The following is a 19,109-nucleotide window of genomic DNA, read 5'->3' on the forward strand; positions in this document are numbered from 1 at the left end:
GAGGGCAGGCATGCCGAGGGCGTTGAGAACAACGAGGGTCGCGAAAAACCCGCACTGGACATCAGTGTGCCAAGTGGCTACACTGACCCTTTGCGCTGCCTGTTAGCTGTCCCCTGCCCGTCACCAGGGGCATGCCCTCGCTTGAGCACCGATGACCGGACCGTCCCTGAGCTGGCCATTCTTTGGCCGGAGAAGGAAACGCCTGTCTCTGTGCCCTGGTGAGGGGCCGGTACGCGCGTAGTGAGTCCGAGCCCTCGGAAGGACCCCCTCTTGGCCGCCTCGCGCACTGCCTCGACCGCGAATACGAACAACGGCGCCAGCACCGCCCCGCTGCGCATCTCCTTTGCAAAGATCAAGGAGCCTCTCGAGGTTCCCAACCTGCTCGCGCTGCAGACCGAGAGCTTTGACTGGCTGCTCGGGAACACCGCCTGGCAGAGTCGGGTCGAGGAGGCTCTGGAGTCCGGTCAGGACGTCCCCACCAAGTCCGGCCTCGAGGAGATCTTCGAGGAGATCTCCCCGATCGAGGACTTCTCCGGGTCGATGTCGCTGACGTTCCGCGACCACCGCTTCGAGCCGCCGAAGAACAGCATCGACGAGTGCAAGGAGCGCGACTTCACGTACGCCGCCCCGCTCTTCGTCACGGCCGAGTTCACGAACAACGAGACCGGCGAGATCAAGTCCCAGACGGTCTTCATGGGCGACTTCCCGCTCATGACGAACAAGGGCACGTTCGTCATCAACGGCACCGAGCGTGTCGTGGTGTCGCAGCTTGTCCGTTCGCCCGGTGTCTACTTCGACTCCACCATCGACAAGACGTCCGACAAGGACATCTTCTCGGCCAAGATCATCCCGTCCCGGGGTGCCTGGCTGGAGATGGAGATCGACAAGCGCGACATGGTCGGTGTGCGTATCGACCGCAAGCGCAAGCAGTCCGTCACCGTCCTGCTCAAGGCGCTCGGCTGGACGACCGAGCAGATCCTCGAGGAGTTCGGCGACTACGAGTCGATGCGCGCCACCCTGGAGAAGGACCACACCCAGGGCCAGGACGACGCGCTGCTCGACATCTACCGCAAGCTGCGTCCGGGCGAGCCCCCCACGCGTGAGGCCGCGCAGACGCTCCTGGAGAACCTGTACTTCAACCCCAAGCGTTACGACCTCGCCAAGGTCGGCCGCTACAAGGTCAACAAGAAGCTGGGTGCGGACGCTCCGCTCGACGCGGGCATCCTGACCGTCGAGGACATCATCTCGACGATCAAGTACCTGGTGAAGCTGCACGCGGGCGAGACCGAGACGGTCGGCGACAGCGGTCAGAGCATCGTCGTCGAGACCGACGACATCGACCACTTCGGCAACCGTCGTCTGCGCAGCGTCGGCGAGCTCATCCAGAACCAGGTCCGCACGGGTCTGGCTCGTATGGAGCGCGTCGTCCGTGAGCGGATGACGACCCAGGACGTCGAGGCGATCACGCCGCAGACCCTGATCAACATCCGGCCGGTCGTCGCCTCCATCAAGGAGTTCTTCGGCACCAGCCAGCTGTCGCAGTTCATGGACCAGAACAACCCGCTGTCGGGTCTCACCCACAAGCGCCGTCTGTCGGCTCTTGGCCCGGGTGGTCTCTCCCGTGAGCGGGCCGGCTTCGAGGTCCGTGACGTGCACCCGTCCCACTACGGACGTATGTGTCCGATCGAGACCCCTGAAGGCCCGAACATCGGTCTGATCGGCTCGCTCGCCTCGTACGGCCGGGTCAACGCGTTCGGTTTCGTCGAGACCCCGTACCGCAAGGTCGTCGAGGGCCAGGTCACCGACGAGGTCGACTACCTGACCGCCGACGAAGAGGACCGCTTCGTCATCGCGCAGGCCAACGCCACGCTGGGCGACGACATGCGCTTCGCCGAGGCCCGCGTGCTCGTCCGCCGTCGTGGCGGCGAGGTCGACTACGTCGGCCCCGAGGACGTGGACTACATGGACGTCTCGCCGCGCCAGATGGTGTCGGTCGCGACCGCCATGATCCCCTTCCTCGAGCACGACGACGCCAACCGTGCTCTCATGGGCGCGAACATGATGCGCCAGGCCGTTCCGCTCATCAAGGCGGAGGCCCCGCTCGTCGGCACCGGCATGGAGTACCGCTCCGCCGTCGACGCCGGCGACGTCGTCAAGGCCGAGAAGGCCGGTGTGGTCCAGGAGGTCTCCGCGGACTACATCACCACGGCCAACGACGACGGCACGTACATCACGTACCGCCTGGCCAAGTTCGCCCGCTCCAACCAGGGCACCTCGGTCAACCAGAAGGTCATCGTCCACGAGGGCGACCGAATCATCGAGGGCCAGGTCCTCGCCGACGGTCCGGCCACCGAGAACGGTGAGATGGCGCTGGGCAAGAACCTGCTCGTGGCGTTCATGCCGTGGGAGGGTCACAACTACGAGGACGCGATCATCCTGTCGCAGCGCCTCGTGCAGGACGACGTCCTCTCCTCGATCCACATCGAGGAGCACGAGGTCGACGCCCGTGACACCAAGCTCGGCCCCGAGGAGATCACCCGGGACATCCCGAACGTCTCCGAGGAGGTCCTCGCCGACCTCGACGAGCGCGGCATCATCCGTATCGGTGCCGAGGTCATCGCCGGTGACATCCTCGTCGGCAAGGTGACCCCCAAGGGTGAGACCGAGCTGACGCCGGAGGAGCGCCTGCTGCGCGCGATCTTCGGTGAGAAGGCCCGTGAGGTCCGTGACACCTCGCTGAAGGTGCCGCACGGCGAGACCGGCAAGGTCATCGGCGTCCGCGTCTTCGACCGCGAGGAGGGCGACGAGCTTCCCCCCGGTGTGAACCAGCTGGTGCGCGTGTACGTGGCGCAGAAGCGCAAGATCACCGACGGTGACAAGCTCGCCGGCCGGCACGGCAACAAGGGTGTCATCTCCAAGATCCTGCCGATCGAGGACATGCCGTTCCTGGAGGACGGCACCCCGGTCGACATCATCCTCAACCCGCTGGGTGTGCCGTCCCGAATGAACCCGGGACAGGTGCTGGAGATCCACCTCGGCTGGCTCGCCAGCCGCGGCTGGGACGTCTCCGGCCTCGCGGACGAGTGGGCGCAGCGCCTCCAGGCGATCGGCGCCGACCAGGTCGACCCGGGCACGAACGTCGCGACCCCCGTCTTCGACGGTGCGCGCGAGGACGAGCTCGCGGGTCTGCTGCAGCACACCATTCCGAACCGGGACGGCGAGCGCATGGTGCTCCCGACCGGTAAGGCGCGGCTGTTCGACGGCCGTAGCGGTGAGCCGTTCCCGGACCCGATCTCGGTCGGCTACATGTACATCCTGAAGCTGCACCACCTGGTCGACGACAAGCTGCACGCCCGCTCGACCGGTCCGTACTCGATGATCACCCAGCAGCCGCTGGGTGGTAAGGCGCAGTTCGGTGGCCAGCGCTTCGGTGAGATGGAGGTGTGGGCCCTCGAGGCCTACGGCGCCGCGTACGCGCTCCAGGAGCTGCTGACCATCAAGTCCGACGACGTCACCGGCCGCGTGAAGGTCTACGAGGCCATCGTCAAGGGCGAGAACATCCCCGAGCCCGGCATCCCCGAGTCCTTCAAGGTGCTCATCAAGGAGATGCAGTCGCTCTGCCTGAACGTGGAGGTGCTGTCCAGCGACGGTATGTCCATCGAGATGCGTGACACCGACGAGGACGTCTTCCGCGCTGCGGAGGAGCTCGGCATCGACCTGTCCCGGCGCGAGCCGAGCAGCGTCGAAGAGGTCTGACGGGAGTCCGGCGGGGCCCTCACCCACAGGGCCCCGCCGACCCCCAGGCCCCCGTTTCAGACCACAGACTTACGACCCTGAGAGGGATTGACGCATAGTGCTCGACGTCAACTTCTTCGACGAGCTCCGGATCGGCCTGGCCACCGCTGACGACATCCGTCAGTGGAGCCACGGCGAGGTCAAGAAGCCCGAGACCATCAACTACCGCACCCTCAAGCCCGAAAAGGACGGACTCTTCTGCGAGAAGATCTTCGGTCCGACCCGGGACTGGGAGTGCTACTGCGGCAAGTACAAGCGCGTCCGCTTCAAGGGCATCATCTGCGAGCGCTGTGGCGTCGAGGTCACGCGCGCCAAGGTGCGCCGTGAGCGGATGGGCCACATCGAGCTGGCCGCGCCCGTCACGCACATCTGGTACTTCAAGGGTGTCCCGAGCCGCCTGGGCTACCTGCTCGACCTGGCTCCCAAGGACCTCGAGAAGGTCATCTACTTCGCGGCGTACATGATCACGTACGTCGACGAGGAGCGCCGTACCCGCGACCTGCCCTCCCTGGAGGCGCACGTCTCCGTCGAGCGGCAGCAGATCGAGAACCGCCGGGACGCCGACCTGGAGGCCCGCGCCAAGAAGCTCGAGTCCGACCTGGCCGAGCTGGAGGCCGAGGGCGCCAAGGCCGACGTGCGCCGCAAGGTGCGCGAGGGTGCCGAGCGCGAGATGAAGCAGCTGCGCGACCGTGCGCAGCGCGAGATCGACCGCCTCGACGAGGTGTGGACCCGGTTCAAGAACCTCAAGGTCCAGGACCTCGAGGGCGACGAGCTCCTCTACCGCGAGCTGCGTGACCGCTTCGGCACGTACTTCGACGGTTCGATGGGTGCCGCGGCGCTGCAGAAGCGCCTGGAGTCCTTCGACCTCGACGAGGAGGCCGAGAAGCTCCGCGAGATCATCCGTACCGGCAAGGGCCAGAAGAAGACCCGTGCGCTCAAGCGCCTGAAGGTCGTCTCCGCGTTCCTGCAGACCAGCAACAGCCCCAAGGGCATGGTGCTCGACTGCGTGCCGGTCATCCCGCCGGACCTTCGCCCGATGGTGCAGCTGGACGGTGGCCGCTTCGCGACCTCCGACCTGAACGACCTGTACCGCCGTGTGATCAACCGGAACAACCGACTGAAGCGCCTTCTCGACCTCGGTGCGCCCGAGATCATCGTGAACAACGAGAAGCGCATGCTCCAGGAGGCCGTCGACGCGCTGTTCGACAACGGCCGTCGTGGTCGCCCGGTCACCGGTCCCGGTAACCGTCCGCTGAAGTCCCTCAGCGACATGCTGAAGGGTAAGCAGGGTCGATTCCGTCAGAACCTGCTCGGTAAGCGTGTGGACTACTCCGCGCGTTCCGTGATCGTCGTCGGTCCGCAGCTGAAGCTGCACCAGTGCGGTCTGCCCAAGGCGATGGCGCTGGAGCTCTTCAAGCCGTTCGTGATGAAGCGCCTGGTCGACCTGAACCACGCGCAGAACATCAAGAGCGCCAAGCGCATGGTGGAGCGCGGCCGCACGGTCGTGTACGACGTCCTCGAAGAGGTCATCGCCGAGCACCCGGTGCTGCTGAACCGTGCTCCCACCCTGCACCGCCTCGGCATCCAGGCCTTCGAGCCGCAGCTGGTCGAGGGCAAGGCCATCCAGATCCACCCGCTCGTCTGCACCGCGTTCAACGCGGACTTCGACGGTGACCAGATGGCCGTGCACCTGCCGCTGTCCGCGGAGGCGCAGGCCGAGGCCCGCATCCTGATGCTGTCCTCGAACAACATCCTCAAGCCCGCCGACGGCCGTCCGGTGACGATGCCGACCCAGGACATGGTCCTCGGTCTGTTCTTCCTCACCACCGACGGTGAGATGCGGGACATCAAGGGTGAGGACCGCTCCTTCTCCTCCGTCGCCGAGGCGATCATGGCCTTCGACGCGGGCGAGCTCTCGCTCCAGTCGAAGATCGACATCCGCTTCCCGGTCGGCACCATCCCGCCGCGTGGCTGGACCCCGCCGGCGCAGGAAGAGGGCGAGCCGGAGTGGCAGCAGGGTGACAGCTTCCGTCTGAAGACCACGCTGGGTCGTGCGCTCTTCAACGAGCTGCTGCCCGAGGACTACCCGTTCGTCGACTACGAGGTCGGCAAGAAGCAGCTCTCCGAGATCGTCAACGACCTCGCCGAGCGCTACCCGAAGGTCATCGTGGCGGCGACGCTCGACAACCTGAAGGCGGCCGGCTTCTACTGGGCCACCCGTTCCGGCGTCACCGTCGCCATCTCCGACGTCGTCGTTCCCGAGGCGAAGAAGGAGATCGTCCGCGGGTACGAGGCGCAGGACGAGAAGGTCCAGAAGCAGTACGAGCGCGGTCTGATCACCAAGGACGAGCGCACGCAGGAGCTCATCGCGATCTGGACCAAGGCGACCAACGAGGTCGCCGAGGCGATGAACGACAACTTCCCGAAGACCAACCCGATCTTCATGATGGTGAACTCGGGTGCACGAGGCAACATGATGCAGATGCGTCAGATTGCCGGTATGCGTGGTCTGGTGTCGAACGCGAAGAACGAGACCATCCCGCGGCCTATTAAGGCGTCGTTCCGTGAGGGTCTGTCCGTGCTGGAGTACTTCATCTCCACGCACGGTGCCCGTAAGGGTCTGGCGGACACCGCCCTTCGTACCGCCGACTCGGGTTACCTCACCCGTCGTCTGGTCGACGTCTCCCAGGACGTCATCATCCGCGAGGAGGACTGCGGCACCGACCGTGGCCTCAAGCTCCACATCGCGGAGGTCGGCGCGGACGGCGTGCTGCGCAAGGCGGACAACGTCGAGACGTCCGTGTACGCGCGCTGCCTCGCCGAGGACATCGTGGTCGACGGACGTGTGCTGGCCCCGGCCGGCACCGACCTGGGCGACGTGCTCATCGACGAGCTGGTCAAGCACGGCGTCGCGGAGGTCAAGACCCGCTCGGTCCTGACCTGCGAGTCCGCCGTCGGCACCTGCGCGATGTGCTACGGCCGTTCGCTGGCCACCGGCAAGCTGGTCGACATCGGTGAGGCGGTCGGCATCATCGCCGCCCAGTCCATCGGTGAGCCCGGTACCCAGCTGACGATGCGTACCTTCCACACCGGTGGTGTGGCCGGTGACGACATCACCCAGGGTCTGCCGCGTGTCGTCGAGCTCTTCGAGGCCCGTACCCCGAAGGGTGTCGCCCCGATCTCCGAGGCCTCCGGCCGCGTTCGGATCGAGGAGACCGAGAAGACCAAGAAGATCGTCATCACGCCGGACGACGGCAGCGACGAGACGGCGTACCCGATCTCGAAGCGCGCTCGACTCCTGGTCAGCGAGGGCGAGCACGTCGAGGTGGGCCAGAAGCTCACCGTGGGTGCCACCAACCCGCACGACGTGCTGCGCATCCTGGGCCAGCGTGCCGTCCAGGTCCACCTGGTCGGCGAGGTCCAGAAGGTGTACAACTCGCAGGGTGTGTCGATCCACGACAAGCACATCGAGATCATCATCCGGCAGATGCTCCGCCGCGTGACGATCATCGAGTCCGGCGACGCCGAGCTGCTGCCCGGCGAGCTGGTCGAGCGCTCGAAGTTCGAGACCGAGAACCGTCGTGTGGTCCAGGAGGGCGGTCACCCGGCCTCCGGTCGTCCGCAGCTCATGGGTATCACCAAGGCCTCGCTGGCGACCGAGTCCTGGCTGTCGGCGGCGTCCTTCCAGGAGACGACCAGGGTCCTCACGGACGCGGCGATCAACGCCAAGTCCGACTCCCTGATCGGCCTCAAGGAGAACGTCATCATCGGTAAGCTCATCCCGGCCGGTACGGGCCTGTCCCGCTACCGCAACATCCGGGTCGAGCCGACCGAGGAGGCCAAGGCCGCGATGTACTCGGCCGTCGGCTACGACGACATCGACTACTCGCCGTTCGGCACGGGCTCCGGCCAGGCCGTTCCGCTGGAGGACTACGACTACGGTCCGTACAACCAGTAAGCGAGCGTCCGCTTGAAGGGCGGTCACCCCTTGGGGTGGCCGCCCTTCGGCGTTCCCCCGCTGGGCTCCGGGTTTTCTCCGGGGGCGACCCTGATGTCGGGAATGATGGTTGGGCGCATCATGGAGGGAACCCGACATTACGGGGGAGGTGCTCCATGACACATCCGTCGTGGCAGCCGTGGCCGCCATGGCAGGGGAGCGGTGTTCCGCAGCCGTGGGCCGGGGCCGGTGCCCCCGGGATGCTCGCCTCGCACGCCGACCGCGAGCGTGCCGTGGACGTGCTCAGGGCCGGCTTCGGTGAAGGGCGACTGGAGCAGCCGGAGTTCGAGAAACGGGTGGCGCGGGCCTACGCGGCCCGTACGGTGGGCGAGCTGGCCCTGCTCGTCGCCGACCTGCCCCAGGGGCCGGTACCGCAGCCGGCGCCCGTCGTGCCCGTACCGCGGACCTTCCTGCCGGTGTCCCGGCCGCAGACCAACGGCAAGGCGGTCGGATCGGCTGTGTGCGGCGTGCTCTGCCTCGTGAGCTTCGGGCTGACCGGCATCCCCGCCGTGGTCCTGGGGCACGCGGCACGGGGCGAGATGCGCCGCACCGGGGAGAGCGGTGACGCGCTCGCCCTGACCGGGCTGGTGCTCGGGTGGCTGTCGACCGCGTGCTGGGCGGTTCTGCTGACGCTGACGGTCGTGGCCGCAGCCCTGTCCGCATGAGCTCCGGAGGAAGGGGTCCGACGTGGCCGTATCGGCGATTCGAAGATCAAACATGCCGTGCGGTCTTGACATCGGCCGTATGGCGATGCGGGCGGGGCCCATTTGTTTTGACCGCAGCGAATGAGGTAGGTACGCTCAGACCTTGTGCCTGGGGTGTGCCCTGGCTCTCGTGCGTGCCTTCAACCGCATAGCGAGCTGTGAGCGGCCACCGTAATCTGTGCTCTTTTCGCCTCGCGGCGGGAATCCGCCGGATTCGACACACCCGACCGCGTGGGTCGGAGACGTTCCAGGTTAGCTGTACCCATCGGCACACAGAAACCGGAGAAGTAGTGCCTACGATCCAGCAGCTGGTCCGCAAGGGCCGGCAGGACAAGGTCGAGAAGAACAAGACGCCCGCACTCGAGGGTTCCCCTCAGCGTCGTGGCGTCTGCACGCGTGTGTTCACGACCACCCCGAAGAAGCCGAACTCGGCCCTGCGTAAGGTCGCGCGTGTGCGTCTGACCAGCGGGATCGAGGTCACCGCTTACATTCCGGGTGAGGGACACAACCTGCAGGAGCACTCCATCGTGCTCGTGCGCGGCGGCCGTGTGAAGGACCTGCCGGGTGTTCGCTACAAGATCATCCGTGGCTCCCTCGACACCCAGGGTGTCAAGAACCGCAAGCAGGCCCGTTCCCGCTACGGCGCCAAGAAGGAGAAGTAAGAATGCCTCGTAAGGGCCCCGCCCCGAAGCGCCCGGTCATCATCGACCCGGTCTACGGTTCTCCTCTGGTCACGTCGCTCATCAACAAGGTGCTGCTGAACGGCAAGCGCTCCACCGCCGAGCGCATCGTCTACGGCGCCATGGAGGGCCTGCGCGAGAAGACCGGCAACGACCCGGTCATCACGCTGAAGCGCGCTCTCGAGAACATCAAGCCGACCCTCGAGGTCAAGTCCCGCCGTGTCGGTGGCGCCACCTACCAGGTGCCGGTCGAGGTCAAGCCCGGCCGCGCCAACACCCTGGCGTTGCGCTGGCTGGTCGGTTACTCCCGCGCCCGTCGCGAGAAGACCATGACCGAGCGTCTCCTCAACGAGCTTCTCGACGCCTCCAACGGCCTCGGTGCGGCCGTGAAGAAGCGCGAGGACACCCACAAGATGGCCGAGTCCAACAAGGCCTTCGCGCACTACCGCTGGTAGTCGCTACCCACATCGAGACCGAGAGAAGACTGAAGCCTTATGGCTACCACTTCACTTGACCTGGCCAAGGTGCGCAACATCGGCATCATGGCCCACATCGACGCGGGCAAGACGACCACCACCGAGCGGATCCTGTTCTACACCGGTGTGTCTTACAAGATCGGTGAGGTCCACGACGGCGCTGCCACCATGGACTGGATGGAGCAGGAGCAGGAGCGTGGCATCACGATCACCTCTGCTGCCACCACCTGTCACTGGCCGCTGGAAGACGTCGACCACACCATCAACATCATCGACACCCCGGGCCACGTCGACTTCACCGTCGAGGTGGAGCGCTCCCTGCGCGTGCTCGACGGTGCCGTGACGGTGTTCGACGGCGTCGCCGGCGTTGAGCCCCAGTCCGAGACGGTGTGGCGTCAGGCGGACCGCTACCGCGTTCCGCGTATCTGCTTCGTCAACAAGCTGGACCGTACGGGCGCGGAGTTCCACCGCTGCGTCGACATGATCAGCGACCGCCTGGGTGCCCAGCCGCTCGTCATGCAGCTCCCGATCGGTGCCGAGGCCGACTTCAAGGGCGTCGTGGACCTGGTCCGCATGAAGGCGCTCGTCTGGTCCGCCGAGGCCACCAAGGGCGAGATGTACGACGTCGTCGACATCCCGGCCACGCACACCGAGGCCGCTGAAGAGTGGCGCGGCAAGCTGCTCGAGGCCGTCGCGGAGAACGACGAGGAGATCATGGAGCTGTACCTCGAGGGTGAGGAGCCCTCCGAGGAGCAGCTGTACGCGGCCATCCGCCGCATCACGATCGCCTCCGGCAAGTCCAGCGACACCACGGTCACCCCGGTGTTCTGTGGTACCGCGTTCAAGAACAAGGGCGTCCAGCCCCTGCTCGACGCGGTGGTCCGCTACCTGCCCTCCCCGCTCGACATCGAGGCCATCGAGGGCCACGACGTCAAGGACCCCGAGGTCGTCGTCAAGCGCAAGCCCTCCGACGACGAGCCGCTGTCGGCGCTGGCGTTCAAGATCATGAGCGACCCGCACCTCGGCAAGCTCACCTTCGTCCGGGTCTACTCGGGCCGCCTGGAGTCCGGCACCTCGGTGCTGAACTCCGTCAAGGGCAAGAAGGAGCGCATCGGCAAGATCTACCGCATGCACGCGAACAAGCGTGAGGAGATCGACTCGGTGGGCGCCGGCGACATCATCGCCGTCATGGGTCTGAAGCAGACCACGACCGGTGAGACGCTGGCCGACGACAAGAACCCGGTGATCCTGGAGTCCATGGACTTCCCGGCGCCGGTCATCCAGGTCGCCATCGAGCCCAAGTCGAAGGGCGACCAGGAGAAGCTGGGCGTCGCGATCCAGCGCCTGGCCGAGGAGGACCCGTCCTTCCAGGTCCACTCGGACGAGGAGACCGGCCAGACCATCATCGGTGGTATGGGTGAGCTGCACCTCGAGGTGCTGGTCGACCGTATGCGCCGTGAGTTCAAGGTCGAGGCCAACGTCGGCAAGCCGCAGGTCGCGTACCGCGAGACGATCCGCAAGGCCGTCGAGCGTGTCGACTTCACGCACAAGAAGCAGACTGGTGGTACCGGCCAGTTCGCCAAGGTGCAGATCGCGATCGAGCCCCTCGAGAGCGGCGACACGTCGTACGAGTTCGTGAACAAGGTGACCGGTGGTCGTATCCCGAAGGAGTACATCCCTTCGGTCGACGCCGGTGCGCAGGAGGCCATGCAGTTCGGCATCCTCGCCGGTTACGAGATGACCGGTGTCCGCGTCACGCTGCTCGACGGTGCGTACCACGAGGTCGACTCCTCCGAGCTCGCGTTCAAGATCGCCGGTTCGCAGGCCTTCAAGGAGGCCGCGCGCAAGGCCAGCCCCGTGCTGCTCGAGCCGATGATGGCCGTCGAGGTCACCACGCCCGAGGACTACATGGGTGAGGTCATCGGCGACATCAACTCCCGCCGTGGCCAGATCCAGGCCATGGAGGAGCGGGCCGGTGCCCGCGTCGTGAAGGGCCTCGTGCCCCTCTCGGAGATGTTCGGTTACGTCGGCGACCTGCGCAGCAAGACGTCCGGCCGTGCGAGCTACTCCATGCAGTTCGACTCCTACGCCGAGGTTCCGCGGAACGTCGCCGAGGAGATCATCGCGAAGGCCAAGGGCGAGTAACGCTCCGCGTTCCCACGCTTTAGGCTTGACTCCGGAGCCTCAAGGGGCATTCCTCCGTATTCCTGGATGGAATGCCCCGGGTTCCGGGACTTAACAGCAAAGATCACCTGGCGCCGATGAAGCAAGGCGTTCAGAACCACTCCACAGGAGGACCCCAGTGGCGAAGGCGAAGTTCGAGCGGACTAAGCCGCACGTCAACATCGGCACCATCGGTCACATCGACCACGGTAAGACGACCCTCACGGCCGCCATTACCAAGGTGCTGCACGACGCGTACCCGGAGCTGAACGAGGCCACCCCGTTCGACAACATCGACAAGGCTCCTGAGGAGCGCCAGCGCGGTATCACCATCTCCATCGCGCACGTCGAGTACCAGACCGAGGCGCGTCACTACGCCCACGTCGACTGCCCCGGTCACGCGGACTACATCAAGAACATGATCACCGGTGCCGCCCAGATGGACGGCGCGATCCTCGTGGTCGCCGCGACCGACGGTCCGATGCCGCAGACCAAGGAGCACGTGCTCCTGGCCCGCCAGGTCGGCGTGCCGTACATCGTCGTCGCCCTGAACAAGGCCGACATGGTGGACGACGAGGAGATCCTGGAGCTCGTCGAGCTCGAGGTCCGTGAGCTGCTCTCCGAGTACGAGTTCCCGGGCGACGACCTGCCGGTCGTCAAGGTCTCCGCTCTGAAGGCGCTCGAGGGCGACAAGGAGTGGACCCAGTCCGTCCTGGACCTCATGAACGCTGTCGACACCGCGATTCCGGAGCCGGAGCGCGACGTCGACAAGCCGTTCCTGATGCCGATCGAGGACGTCTTCACGATCACCGGTCGCGGTACGGTCGTCACCGGCCGTATCGAGCGTGGTGTCCTGAAGGTCAACGAGACCGTGGACATCATCGGTATCAAGCAGGAGAAGACCACCACCACGGTCACCGGCATCGAGATGTTCCGCAAGCTGCTCGACGAGGGCCAGGCCGGTGAGAACGTCGGTCTGCTCCTCCGTGGCATCAAGCGCGAGGACGTCGAGCGCGGCCAGGTCATCATCAAGCCGGGCTCGGTCACCCCGCACACCGAGTTCGAGGCGCAGGCCTACATCCTCTCCAAGGACGAGGGTGGCCGCCACACGCCGTTCTTCAACAACTACCGTCCGCAGTTCTACTTCCGTACGACGGACGTGACCGGCGTCGTGACCCTCCCCGAGGGCACCGAGATGGTCATGCCGGGTGACAACACCGAGATGAAGGTGGAGCTCATCCAGCCCGTCGCCATGGAAGAGGGCCTGAAGTTCGCCATCCGTGAGGGTGGTCGGACCGTGGGCGCCGGCCAGGTCACCAAGATCAACAAGTAAGCTTGTTGGTTTGACCTGGTAGCTCCAGCGCGAGCTCCTGAAGGGGCCCGTACGACTTCGGTCGTACGGGCCCCTTTGCTCTGCGCGTGTGGGACGCGTCAGGTGTTGTTGTGGTCCTCGACTAGGCAGAAGTCGACGTGACTCAGGCCGTAGAAGTCGTTCGCGGGCCTGCTGCTCGTGTTGAGCGGCGCGTGGAGATCCTCGTCCGCCTGGATGCCTGTGGGCCGGTAGTCATAGAGGTTGGCGTTCGGGCCGCCCTTGACGATCACACCGATGGCGGCGAAGTCGTCGCTGATGACGAAGTCGAAGGTGTTGTCGGTTCCGATGTTGCGGATGGTGACCTCGTCGTCGTCCCCGAACGACCCCGCCGTCACCGGATCGACCTTGACGATCCGGTCGCAGTCGAAGGGCGGGATGGTGGCGGGCAGCGTGCTGAAGGTCGGGTTGTCCGGCACCTCCACCGGCTGCTTGCCGGAGTCGCTGGGGGGTCCCGGCTGAGCCGACGCGGGGCCGGCCGCGAAGGTGACCGCCAGTGCCGCGGTCAGGCCGAGGCCGAGGCACCGCGCTCCCCATCTCGCGCGGGTCGACCGCGTGGTTGCTCGAGTGGTTACTCGCACGACGAGTACTCCTTTGTTCTGGGTGTACCGGATCTCGCCCGTGCGGACCCTCGTCTTGTCGTTCGGCGACTCGAGTGACGATGTGCGTCCGCTGTCGGGCAATCCGATCATTTGCACAATCGGACCGGTGTCACTCGCCAGGGATTCCTCTTCTAGGCCGTCCGGGCGGCAGAACACCGGAAAGGCCGAGCGTCATGCGATAACACGCCTGTATGTCCTGGTTCATGAAGTGAGCTCATAGTAAGTAAATGTGAATACGGATATCTCCTAGTTCGTGGAGGGCTACCGCCATGGCAGAGGCCGCAGCGCCACCTGATTCGGGCCCCCGGGAGCGGCCCGATCACCGGGCCGTCGTCGAGCGTTCCCTGCGGGGTTTCACGGGGGCGGGCTATGACAAGGGGCGTCCGTGGCTTGTCCAGGCGGCGTGGTTCGCCGTACTCCACCTCGCCTTCAGCAGGTGGTGGTTCCCGGCCCGCTGGCGGCCAGCTGTGCTGCGGCTCTTCGGTGCGCGGGTCGGGCGACGGGTGCTGATCCGGCACGGTGTGCGTGTGCACTGGCCCTGGCGGCTGCGCATCGGCGACGACGTGTGGATCGGTGAGGGTGCCTGGCTGCTGAACCTGCAGCAGATCACGATCGGCAGTGACGTGTGTGTCTCGCAGGACGCCCTGCTCTGCACGGGAAGCCACCAACACCGCAGCCCCACCATGGAGTTCGACAACGGGCCCATCCAACTGGAGCCCGGATCCTGGGTCGCGGCCCGGGCCGTCGTGCTGCGCGGTGTGACCGTCGGCCGTGGCGCGGTGGTGGGTGCCTCGGCCGTCGCCCACCGCGATGTCGCTCCGGGTGAGGTCATCACCAGCGGGGCGGCGGCATGAGGGTGGTCCACGTGGTGACGCTCGTCAGCGATGACGGAGCGTACGGCGGTCCGACGAGTGTGGCCGCCGGGCATCTCGAGGAGTGCGCCGCCCGCGGCCACGAGGTGACGCTGGTGTCCCTGTGGCGGGGCAGGTCCCCGGCACCGGCACACATCGGTACGGTGCCGCTGCGCACCCGCCCGGCCCGCTCCCTGCTCCCGGGAGGGTTCTCCGGGCTCATGCACCCGCTGCTGGTCAGGGACATGTGGCAGTCCATGGGCCGGGCCGACGTGGTCCACATCCACGCGGGGCGCGATCTTGTCTCCATGGCTGCGCTCGCTGTCGCCGCGCTGCGCCGCAAGAGGTTCGTCGCACAGACGCACGGCATGGTGCAGCCACGGCGCGCGGCCGTCGTCAGGCTCTTCGACCGCTTGTACGTGCCGCTGCTGCGCCGGGCACGGGGCTGCCTGGTTCTCACCGAGCACGAACGCCGGGCCGTGGCCGAGGTCATCGGTGCCGACGGTCCGCCGCTGGTGACCCTGCCCAACGGGGTGCGGCCCGGGCGCGGAGGCGAGGCGGACCACCGGCGCGAGGCCGAGGATCCGCGCCGTGGCCGGGAGGTGATCTTCCTCGCCCGGCTGCACCCGCGCAAGCGCCCGGAGGTCTTCGTCGAGATGGCCGCTCTGGTGCACCGGACGCTGCCCGACGCCCGGTTCACCCTCTACGGGGCGGACGAGGGGATGCTGCCGACGGTGCTCCGGCTGATCGCCGCCCACGGGCTGGAGGGCATCGTCTCCTACGGCGGGGCGCTGGGGCATGCCGAGGCGCTGGAGGCCTACGCGAGGGCGGCGGTCTACGTGCTGCCCAGCGTGGACGAGCCGTTCCCGATGACCGTGATGGAGGCCCTCCAGGCGGGCACCCCCGTGGTGTGCACCGACAGCTGCGGCATCGCGGACGAGCTGGCCCGCCGGGGAGCTGCGGTGGTGACCGACGGCAGTGCCTGGGAGCTGGCCGAGGCGGTGTGCGGTGTGCTGGCCGACGACACGAAGCGGGGCGCGCTCGTGGAAGCGGGGCATCGCGCCGTCGCCGAGGCGTTCTCGGTCCATGCGGTGACGGATCAGTTGGAGGCGATCTACCGGGACATGTGCCCCACGCCCGGTCCTTAGGGGCCGGCCGCAGCAGGGATCTTGCGGCCGATCGGATGGATGCCCTGACGATTCAGCTGGTCGGATCAGGTGAGCCGGGGCCGGGCGCCTACGTTCGGGCCGTGGGTTCCCTTCTCGGACAGCCGTCCGCCCGTTCACGCACGAGGTCAGGGAATGGACTTCTCCAGCACGCTGCGGCAGCTCTCGAAGATGCAGAAACCCGCTCAGGGGGTTTCCGTCTACACGCGGTTCGTCAACCGGCCGGCCGGCCGGTTGCTCGCGGCAGCGGCGTACCGTATCGGATTCTCGCCCAACCATGTGACGGCCATCAGCGCGCTGATCACCTTCGCGGCCGTTTTCGCCACGGCGCTGCAGCCGCCTTCACGGGCGCTGGGACAGTTCGTCTCCGTCGCTCTGCTGCTCGGCTTCGCACTCGATTCGGCGGACGGGCAGCTGGCCCGGCTGTACCGGTCGACCAGCCTTTCCGGAGAGTGGCTGGACCATGTGGTGGACTGCGCGAAACTTCTGGGCATTCACGCGGCGGTGCTGATTTCCTTCTACCGCTTCTTCGACCTGCCGCGTCCCGTCCTGCTGCTCCCGGTCGTCTTCCAGTTCGCCGCTGTCCTGCTGTTCTTCGGAGGCATTCTCACGGAGCAGCTGAGAAGGCGAAGAGGGGAAGTGCCGACCGCGTCGGTGGCCCGCCCGTCCCGTTTTCGTGGGATGGCGCTGCTGCCCGTGGATTACGGACTGCTGTGCCTGAGCTTCCTCTTCCTGGGAAGCCAGAAGCTCTTCCTCGCGCTGTACGTCGCCTTGCTCGCGGCCCACGTCGTGCTGCTTCCGGCGTTCCTCGCCAAGTGGCTCCGCGAGCTGTCCTGACGCTTACTCGGACGGAGCCATCGGGCGCCTTGTCGTGCGGAAACGCGTGGTATATCGCATGAAAAGGTGCAAACAGTGATTAATGTTCCAGGCAGATTCCGCGCTTTCCAGAAGGAGCTGCCATGAGCAAGCAGGTGGACATCGTTGTCGCGGGAGGCGGAGGATTCATCGGCGGGCATCTTGCCGCCGACCTCCTGTCCCAGGGGCTGGCCGTCCGGTGCGTCGACATCAAGCCGCTGCACGAGTGGCATCAAGTGCATGCCGCCGCCGAGAACGTCGTCGCCGATCTGTCCCTGCTCGACAATGCCCGCGCCGCCGTCCGCGACGCCGGGCAGGTGTACATGCTGGCCGCCGACATGGGCGGCATGGGCTTCATCGAGAAGCACAAGGCCGCCTGCATGATGTCGGTGCTGATCAGCACCCACATGCTCAAGGCGGCGCACGAGGCCGGTGTCGAGCGCTACTTCTACTCCTCGTCCGCCTGTGTGTACGCCGCCGGCAAGCAGGCCGACACGAACGTCACCGCGCTGAGGGAGGAGGACGCCTATCCGGCACAGCCCGAGGACGGCTACGGCTGGGAGAAGCTCTTCTCCGAGCGCATGTGCCGCCACTTCGAGGAGGACTACGGGTTCGTCTGCCGCGTCGCGCGCTACCACAACGTGTACGGCCCGGCGGGCGCCTGGACCGGAGGCCGCGAGAAGGCCCCGGCGGCCGTGTGCCGCAAGATCGCCGAGGCGGCCGTCTCTGGTGAGCACCGGATCGAGATCTGGGGCGACGGCCGGCAGACCCGTTCCTTCATGTACATCGACGACTGCCTCCACGGCACACAGATGATCATGAACGGCGGCAGCAGCGTCCCCGTCAACCTGGGCTCCAGCGAACTGGTCACCATCAACCAACTGGTCGACATCGTCGAGGAGATCGCGGGCATCCGCTGCGAGCGCGCGTACCAGCTGGACGCCCCGCAAGGGGTACGCGGCCGTAACTCCGACAACGGCCTGATCCGCGAGCTGTACGGGTGGGAGCCGTCCGTCCCCCTGGCCGACGGCCTGGAGAGGACCTACGCCTGGGTGTACGACCAGGTCAAGCTCGCCCGCTCCTGATCCTTCGAACCGGCCGGGAGCAGCAGATGAGGATTCTCGTCCACGACTACAGCGGGCACCCGTTCCAGGCACAGCTCAGCCGTGAGCTGGCGCACCGCGGTCACGACGTCGTTCACTCGACCTGCTCGGCCTACGTCTCCGGGAAGGGCAACCTCGCCGAGGGCGCGGTCGTCGGCCTTCGCTTCGTCACCATCGGCGACCGCATCGTGCTGGACAAGGACGCCTACGTCCGACGGCTCTTCCAGGAGACGCGGCTGGGCCTGGAGCTGGCACAGCAGGTACGGCGGGAGAAGCCGGACGTGGCGATGCTGGCGAACCTGCCGATCCCGGCCCTGGTCGTGGCCGCGTCGGTGCTGAAGTCGCTGCGCATCCCCTGGGTGCTGTGGCACCAGGACATCACCGCCGTGGCTCTCAAGAGCTTTGCCCTCGCCGGGGTGGCGAGGCTGATGGGCGTCGCCGCCAGAGTCTTCGAGCGCGGCGAGAGGTGGTCGGCGCGACGCGCCTCGGCAATCGTGGTCATCGCCGACTCCTTCCTGCGCGTCCACCGGGAGTGGGGCACCGCCGACAAGGTCACGGTCGTCCCCAACTGGGCGCCCCTGGACGAGATTTCCCCCGTGGCCCGGGCGAATGCCTGGTCGCGGGAGCACGGTCTCACCGGCGTGAGGACCGTGCTGTACTCGGGCACGATCGGCCTCAAGCACAACCCCGTCCTGCTGGTGCGGCTGGCCGAGACGCTGCGCGAGCAGGGCGAACGGGTCCGCCTGGTCGTCGTCAACGACGGCCCGGCCGTGCCGGTCCTCAAGGAGGCCGCCGCCGTCCGCGGGGTCGATCTGACCCTGCTGCCCTTCCAGCCCTACGACCGGCTGCCCGAGGTACTGGGCACGGGCGATGTGCTGGTCGTGCTCCTGACCGCGGACGCCGGAGAGTTCTCGGTCCCCTCCAAGACCTTGTCGTATCTGTGCGCCGGACGCCCGGTGCTGGGTCTGATGCCGGCCGACAACCTGGCGGCCGAGCTGCTCCGGCAGGCCGGCTCGGCGGTGTTCGCCCCGGAGGAGTCCTCGCTGGCCGACGCCGCCACGTGGATCCGCGACGTCCTGAACGACCCGGTGCGCGCCGAGAGGCTGGGCAAGGAGAGCCGGGCGCTGGCCGAGCGGGAGTTCGCCCTGGAGGGGTGTGCTTCGCGGTTCGAGGACATTCTGCGGGCCGTGTCCCGGGCCGGTGCATGATTATTGTGAATTAATAGCAATTCGCGTCGATTGAAACACCCTCTGAAATGCCGGAGATCTGCCGGACCTTCAGGTTATAAATCTATCGACCGTCGATTTCTTCCGTTTGCCCGCTCATCCCGGGAGTGCAGGTGCGAGGC

13 protein-coding genes are annotated in these 19,109 nt (G+C 66.7%); 12 read left to right on the forward strand and 1 reads right to left on the reverse strand.

What is annotated here, in order from left to right; translation table 11 throughout:
* The first annotated feature begins 270 nt into the window (after positions 1–270).
* The 7 genes from rpoB (at position 271) to tuf (ending at position 13,148) form a co-directional block, all read left to right on the forward strand.
* The gene (gene rpoB, locus ACIBU0_RS20665; RefSeq protein ID WP_398820204.1) at positions 271–3,756 is read left to right on the forward strand and encodes a DNA-directed RNA polymerase subunit beta; all 3,486 of its coding nucleotides are present in this window, start codon (positions 271–273) and stop codon (positions 3,754–3,756) included.
* A 97-nt stretch (positions 3,757–3,853) separates the two neighbouring features.
* Positions 3,854–7,753, forward strand: a complete 3,900-nt coding sequence (locus ACIBU0_RS20670; protein WP_398820207.1) for a DNA-directed RNA polymerase subunit beta' — start codon at positions 3,854–3,856, stop codon at positions 7,751–7,753.
* 155 nt (positions 7,754–7,908) lie between these two features.
* Positions 7,909–8,457: a DUF1707 and DUF4190 domain-containing protein gene (locus ACIBU0_RS20675; RefSeq protein WP_398820210.1), complete on the forward strand. Its 549-nt coding sequence runs from the start codon at positions 7,909–7,911 to the stop codon at positions 8,455–8,457.
* Between the two features lie 329 nt (positions 8,458–8,786).
* Positions 8,787–9,158, forward strand: a complete 372-nt coding sequence (gene rpsL, locus ACIBU0_RS20680) for a 30S ribosomal protein S12 (protein ID WP_003948652.1) — start codon at positions 8,787–8,789, stop codon at positions 9,156–9,158.
* 2 nt (positions 9,159–9,160) lie between these two features.
* Positions 9,161–9,631: a 30S ribosomal protein S7 gene (gene rpsG / locus ACIBU0_RS20685; RefSeq protein ID WP_003998848.1), complete on the forward strand. Its 471-nt coding sequence runs from the start codon at positions 9,161–9,163 to the stop codon at positions 9,629–9,631.
* A gap of 39 nt (positions 9,632–9,670) precedes the next feature.
* Complete coding sequence (gene fusA / locus ACIBU0_RS20690; protein WP_398820213.1) at positions 9,671–11,797, forward strand: elongation factor G; 2,127 nt, start codon at positions 9,671–9,673, stop codon at positions 11,795–11,797.
* A 157-nt stretch (positions 11,798–11,954) separates the two neighbouring features.
* Positions 11,955–13,148, forward strand: coding sequence for an elongation factor Tu (tuf, locus tag ACIBU0_RS20695; protein ID WP_398820216.1), 1,194 nt, complete (start codon positions 11,955–11,957; stop codon positions 13,146–13,148).
* Between the two features lie 98 nt (positions 13,149–13,246).
* Here tuf and ACIBU0_RS20700 read toward each other — a convergent pair whose 3' ends face one another.
* Positions 13,247–13,765 carry a hypothetical protein gene (locus tag ACIBU0_RS20700; RefSeq protein WP_398820219.1) on the reverse strand — a complete coding sequence of 173 codons (519 nt, stop codon included), beginning with the start codon at positions 13,763–13,765 and terminating at the stop codon, positions 13,247–13,249.
* Positions 13,766–14,055: 290 nt separating this feature from the next.
* On the opposite strand from ACIBU0_RS20700, the gene ACIBU0_RS20705 reads away from it, so the two are divergent.
* The 5 genes from ACIBU0_RS20705 to ACIBU0_RS20725 all read left to right on the forward strand — a co-directional run bounded on the left by ACIBU0_RS20705 (position 14,056) and on the right by ACIBU0_RS20725 (position 18,969).
* Positions 14,056–14,640 carry a putative colanic acid biosynthesis acetyltransferase gene (locus tag ACIBU0_RS20705; protein WP_398820222.1) on the forward strand — a complete coding sequence of 195 codons (585 nt, stop codon included), beginning with the start codon at positions 14,056–14,058 and terminating at the stop codon, positions 14,638–14,640.
* Positions 14,637–15,785: a glycosyltransferase gene (locus ACIBU0_RS20710; RefSeq protein WP_398820225.1), complete on the forward strand. Its 1,149-nt coding sequence runs from the start codon at positions 14,637–14,639 to the stop codon at positions 15,783–15,785. The genes ACIBU0_RS20705 and ACIBU0_RS20710 overlap by 4 nt, the downstream gene beginning before the upstream one ends.
* A 153-nt stretch (positions 15,786–15,938) precedes the next feature.
* On the forward strand, positions 15,939–16,640 hold the full coding sequence (locus ACIBU0_RS20715) for a CDP-alcohol phosphatidyltransferase family protein (RefSeq protein WP_398820228.1): 702 nt from the start codon (positions 15,939–15,941) through the stop codon (positions 16,638–16,640).
* A gap of 122 nt (positions 16,641–16,762) precedes the next feature.
* Positions 16,763–17,743, forward strand: coding sequence for an NAD-dependent epimerase/dehydratase family protein (locus tag ACIBU0_RS20720; RefSeq protein ID WP_398820231.1), 981 nt, complete (start codon positions 16,763–16,765; stop codon positions 17,741–17,743).
* Positions 17,744–17,769: 26 nt separating this feature from the next.
* The gene (locus tag ACIBU0_RS20725) at positions 17,770–18,969 is read left to right on the forward strand and encodes a glycosyltransferase family 4 protein (protein ID WP_398820234.1); all 1,200 of its coding nucleotides are present in this window, start codon (positions 17,770–17,772) and stop codon (positions 18,967–18,969) included.
* Positions 18,970–19,109: the final 140 nt, after the last annotated feature.

This window comes from Streptomyces sp. NPDC049627 (assembly GCF_044465645.1).
Classification (GTDB): domain Bacteria; phylum Actinomycetota; class Actinomycetes; order Streptomycetales; family Streptomycetaceae; genus Streptomyces.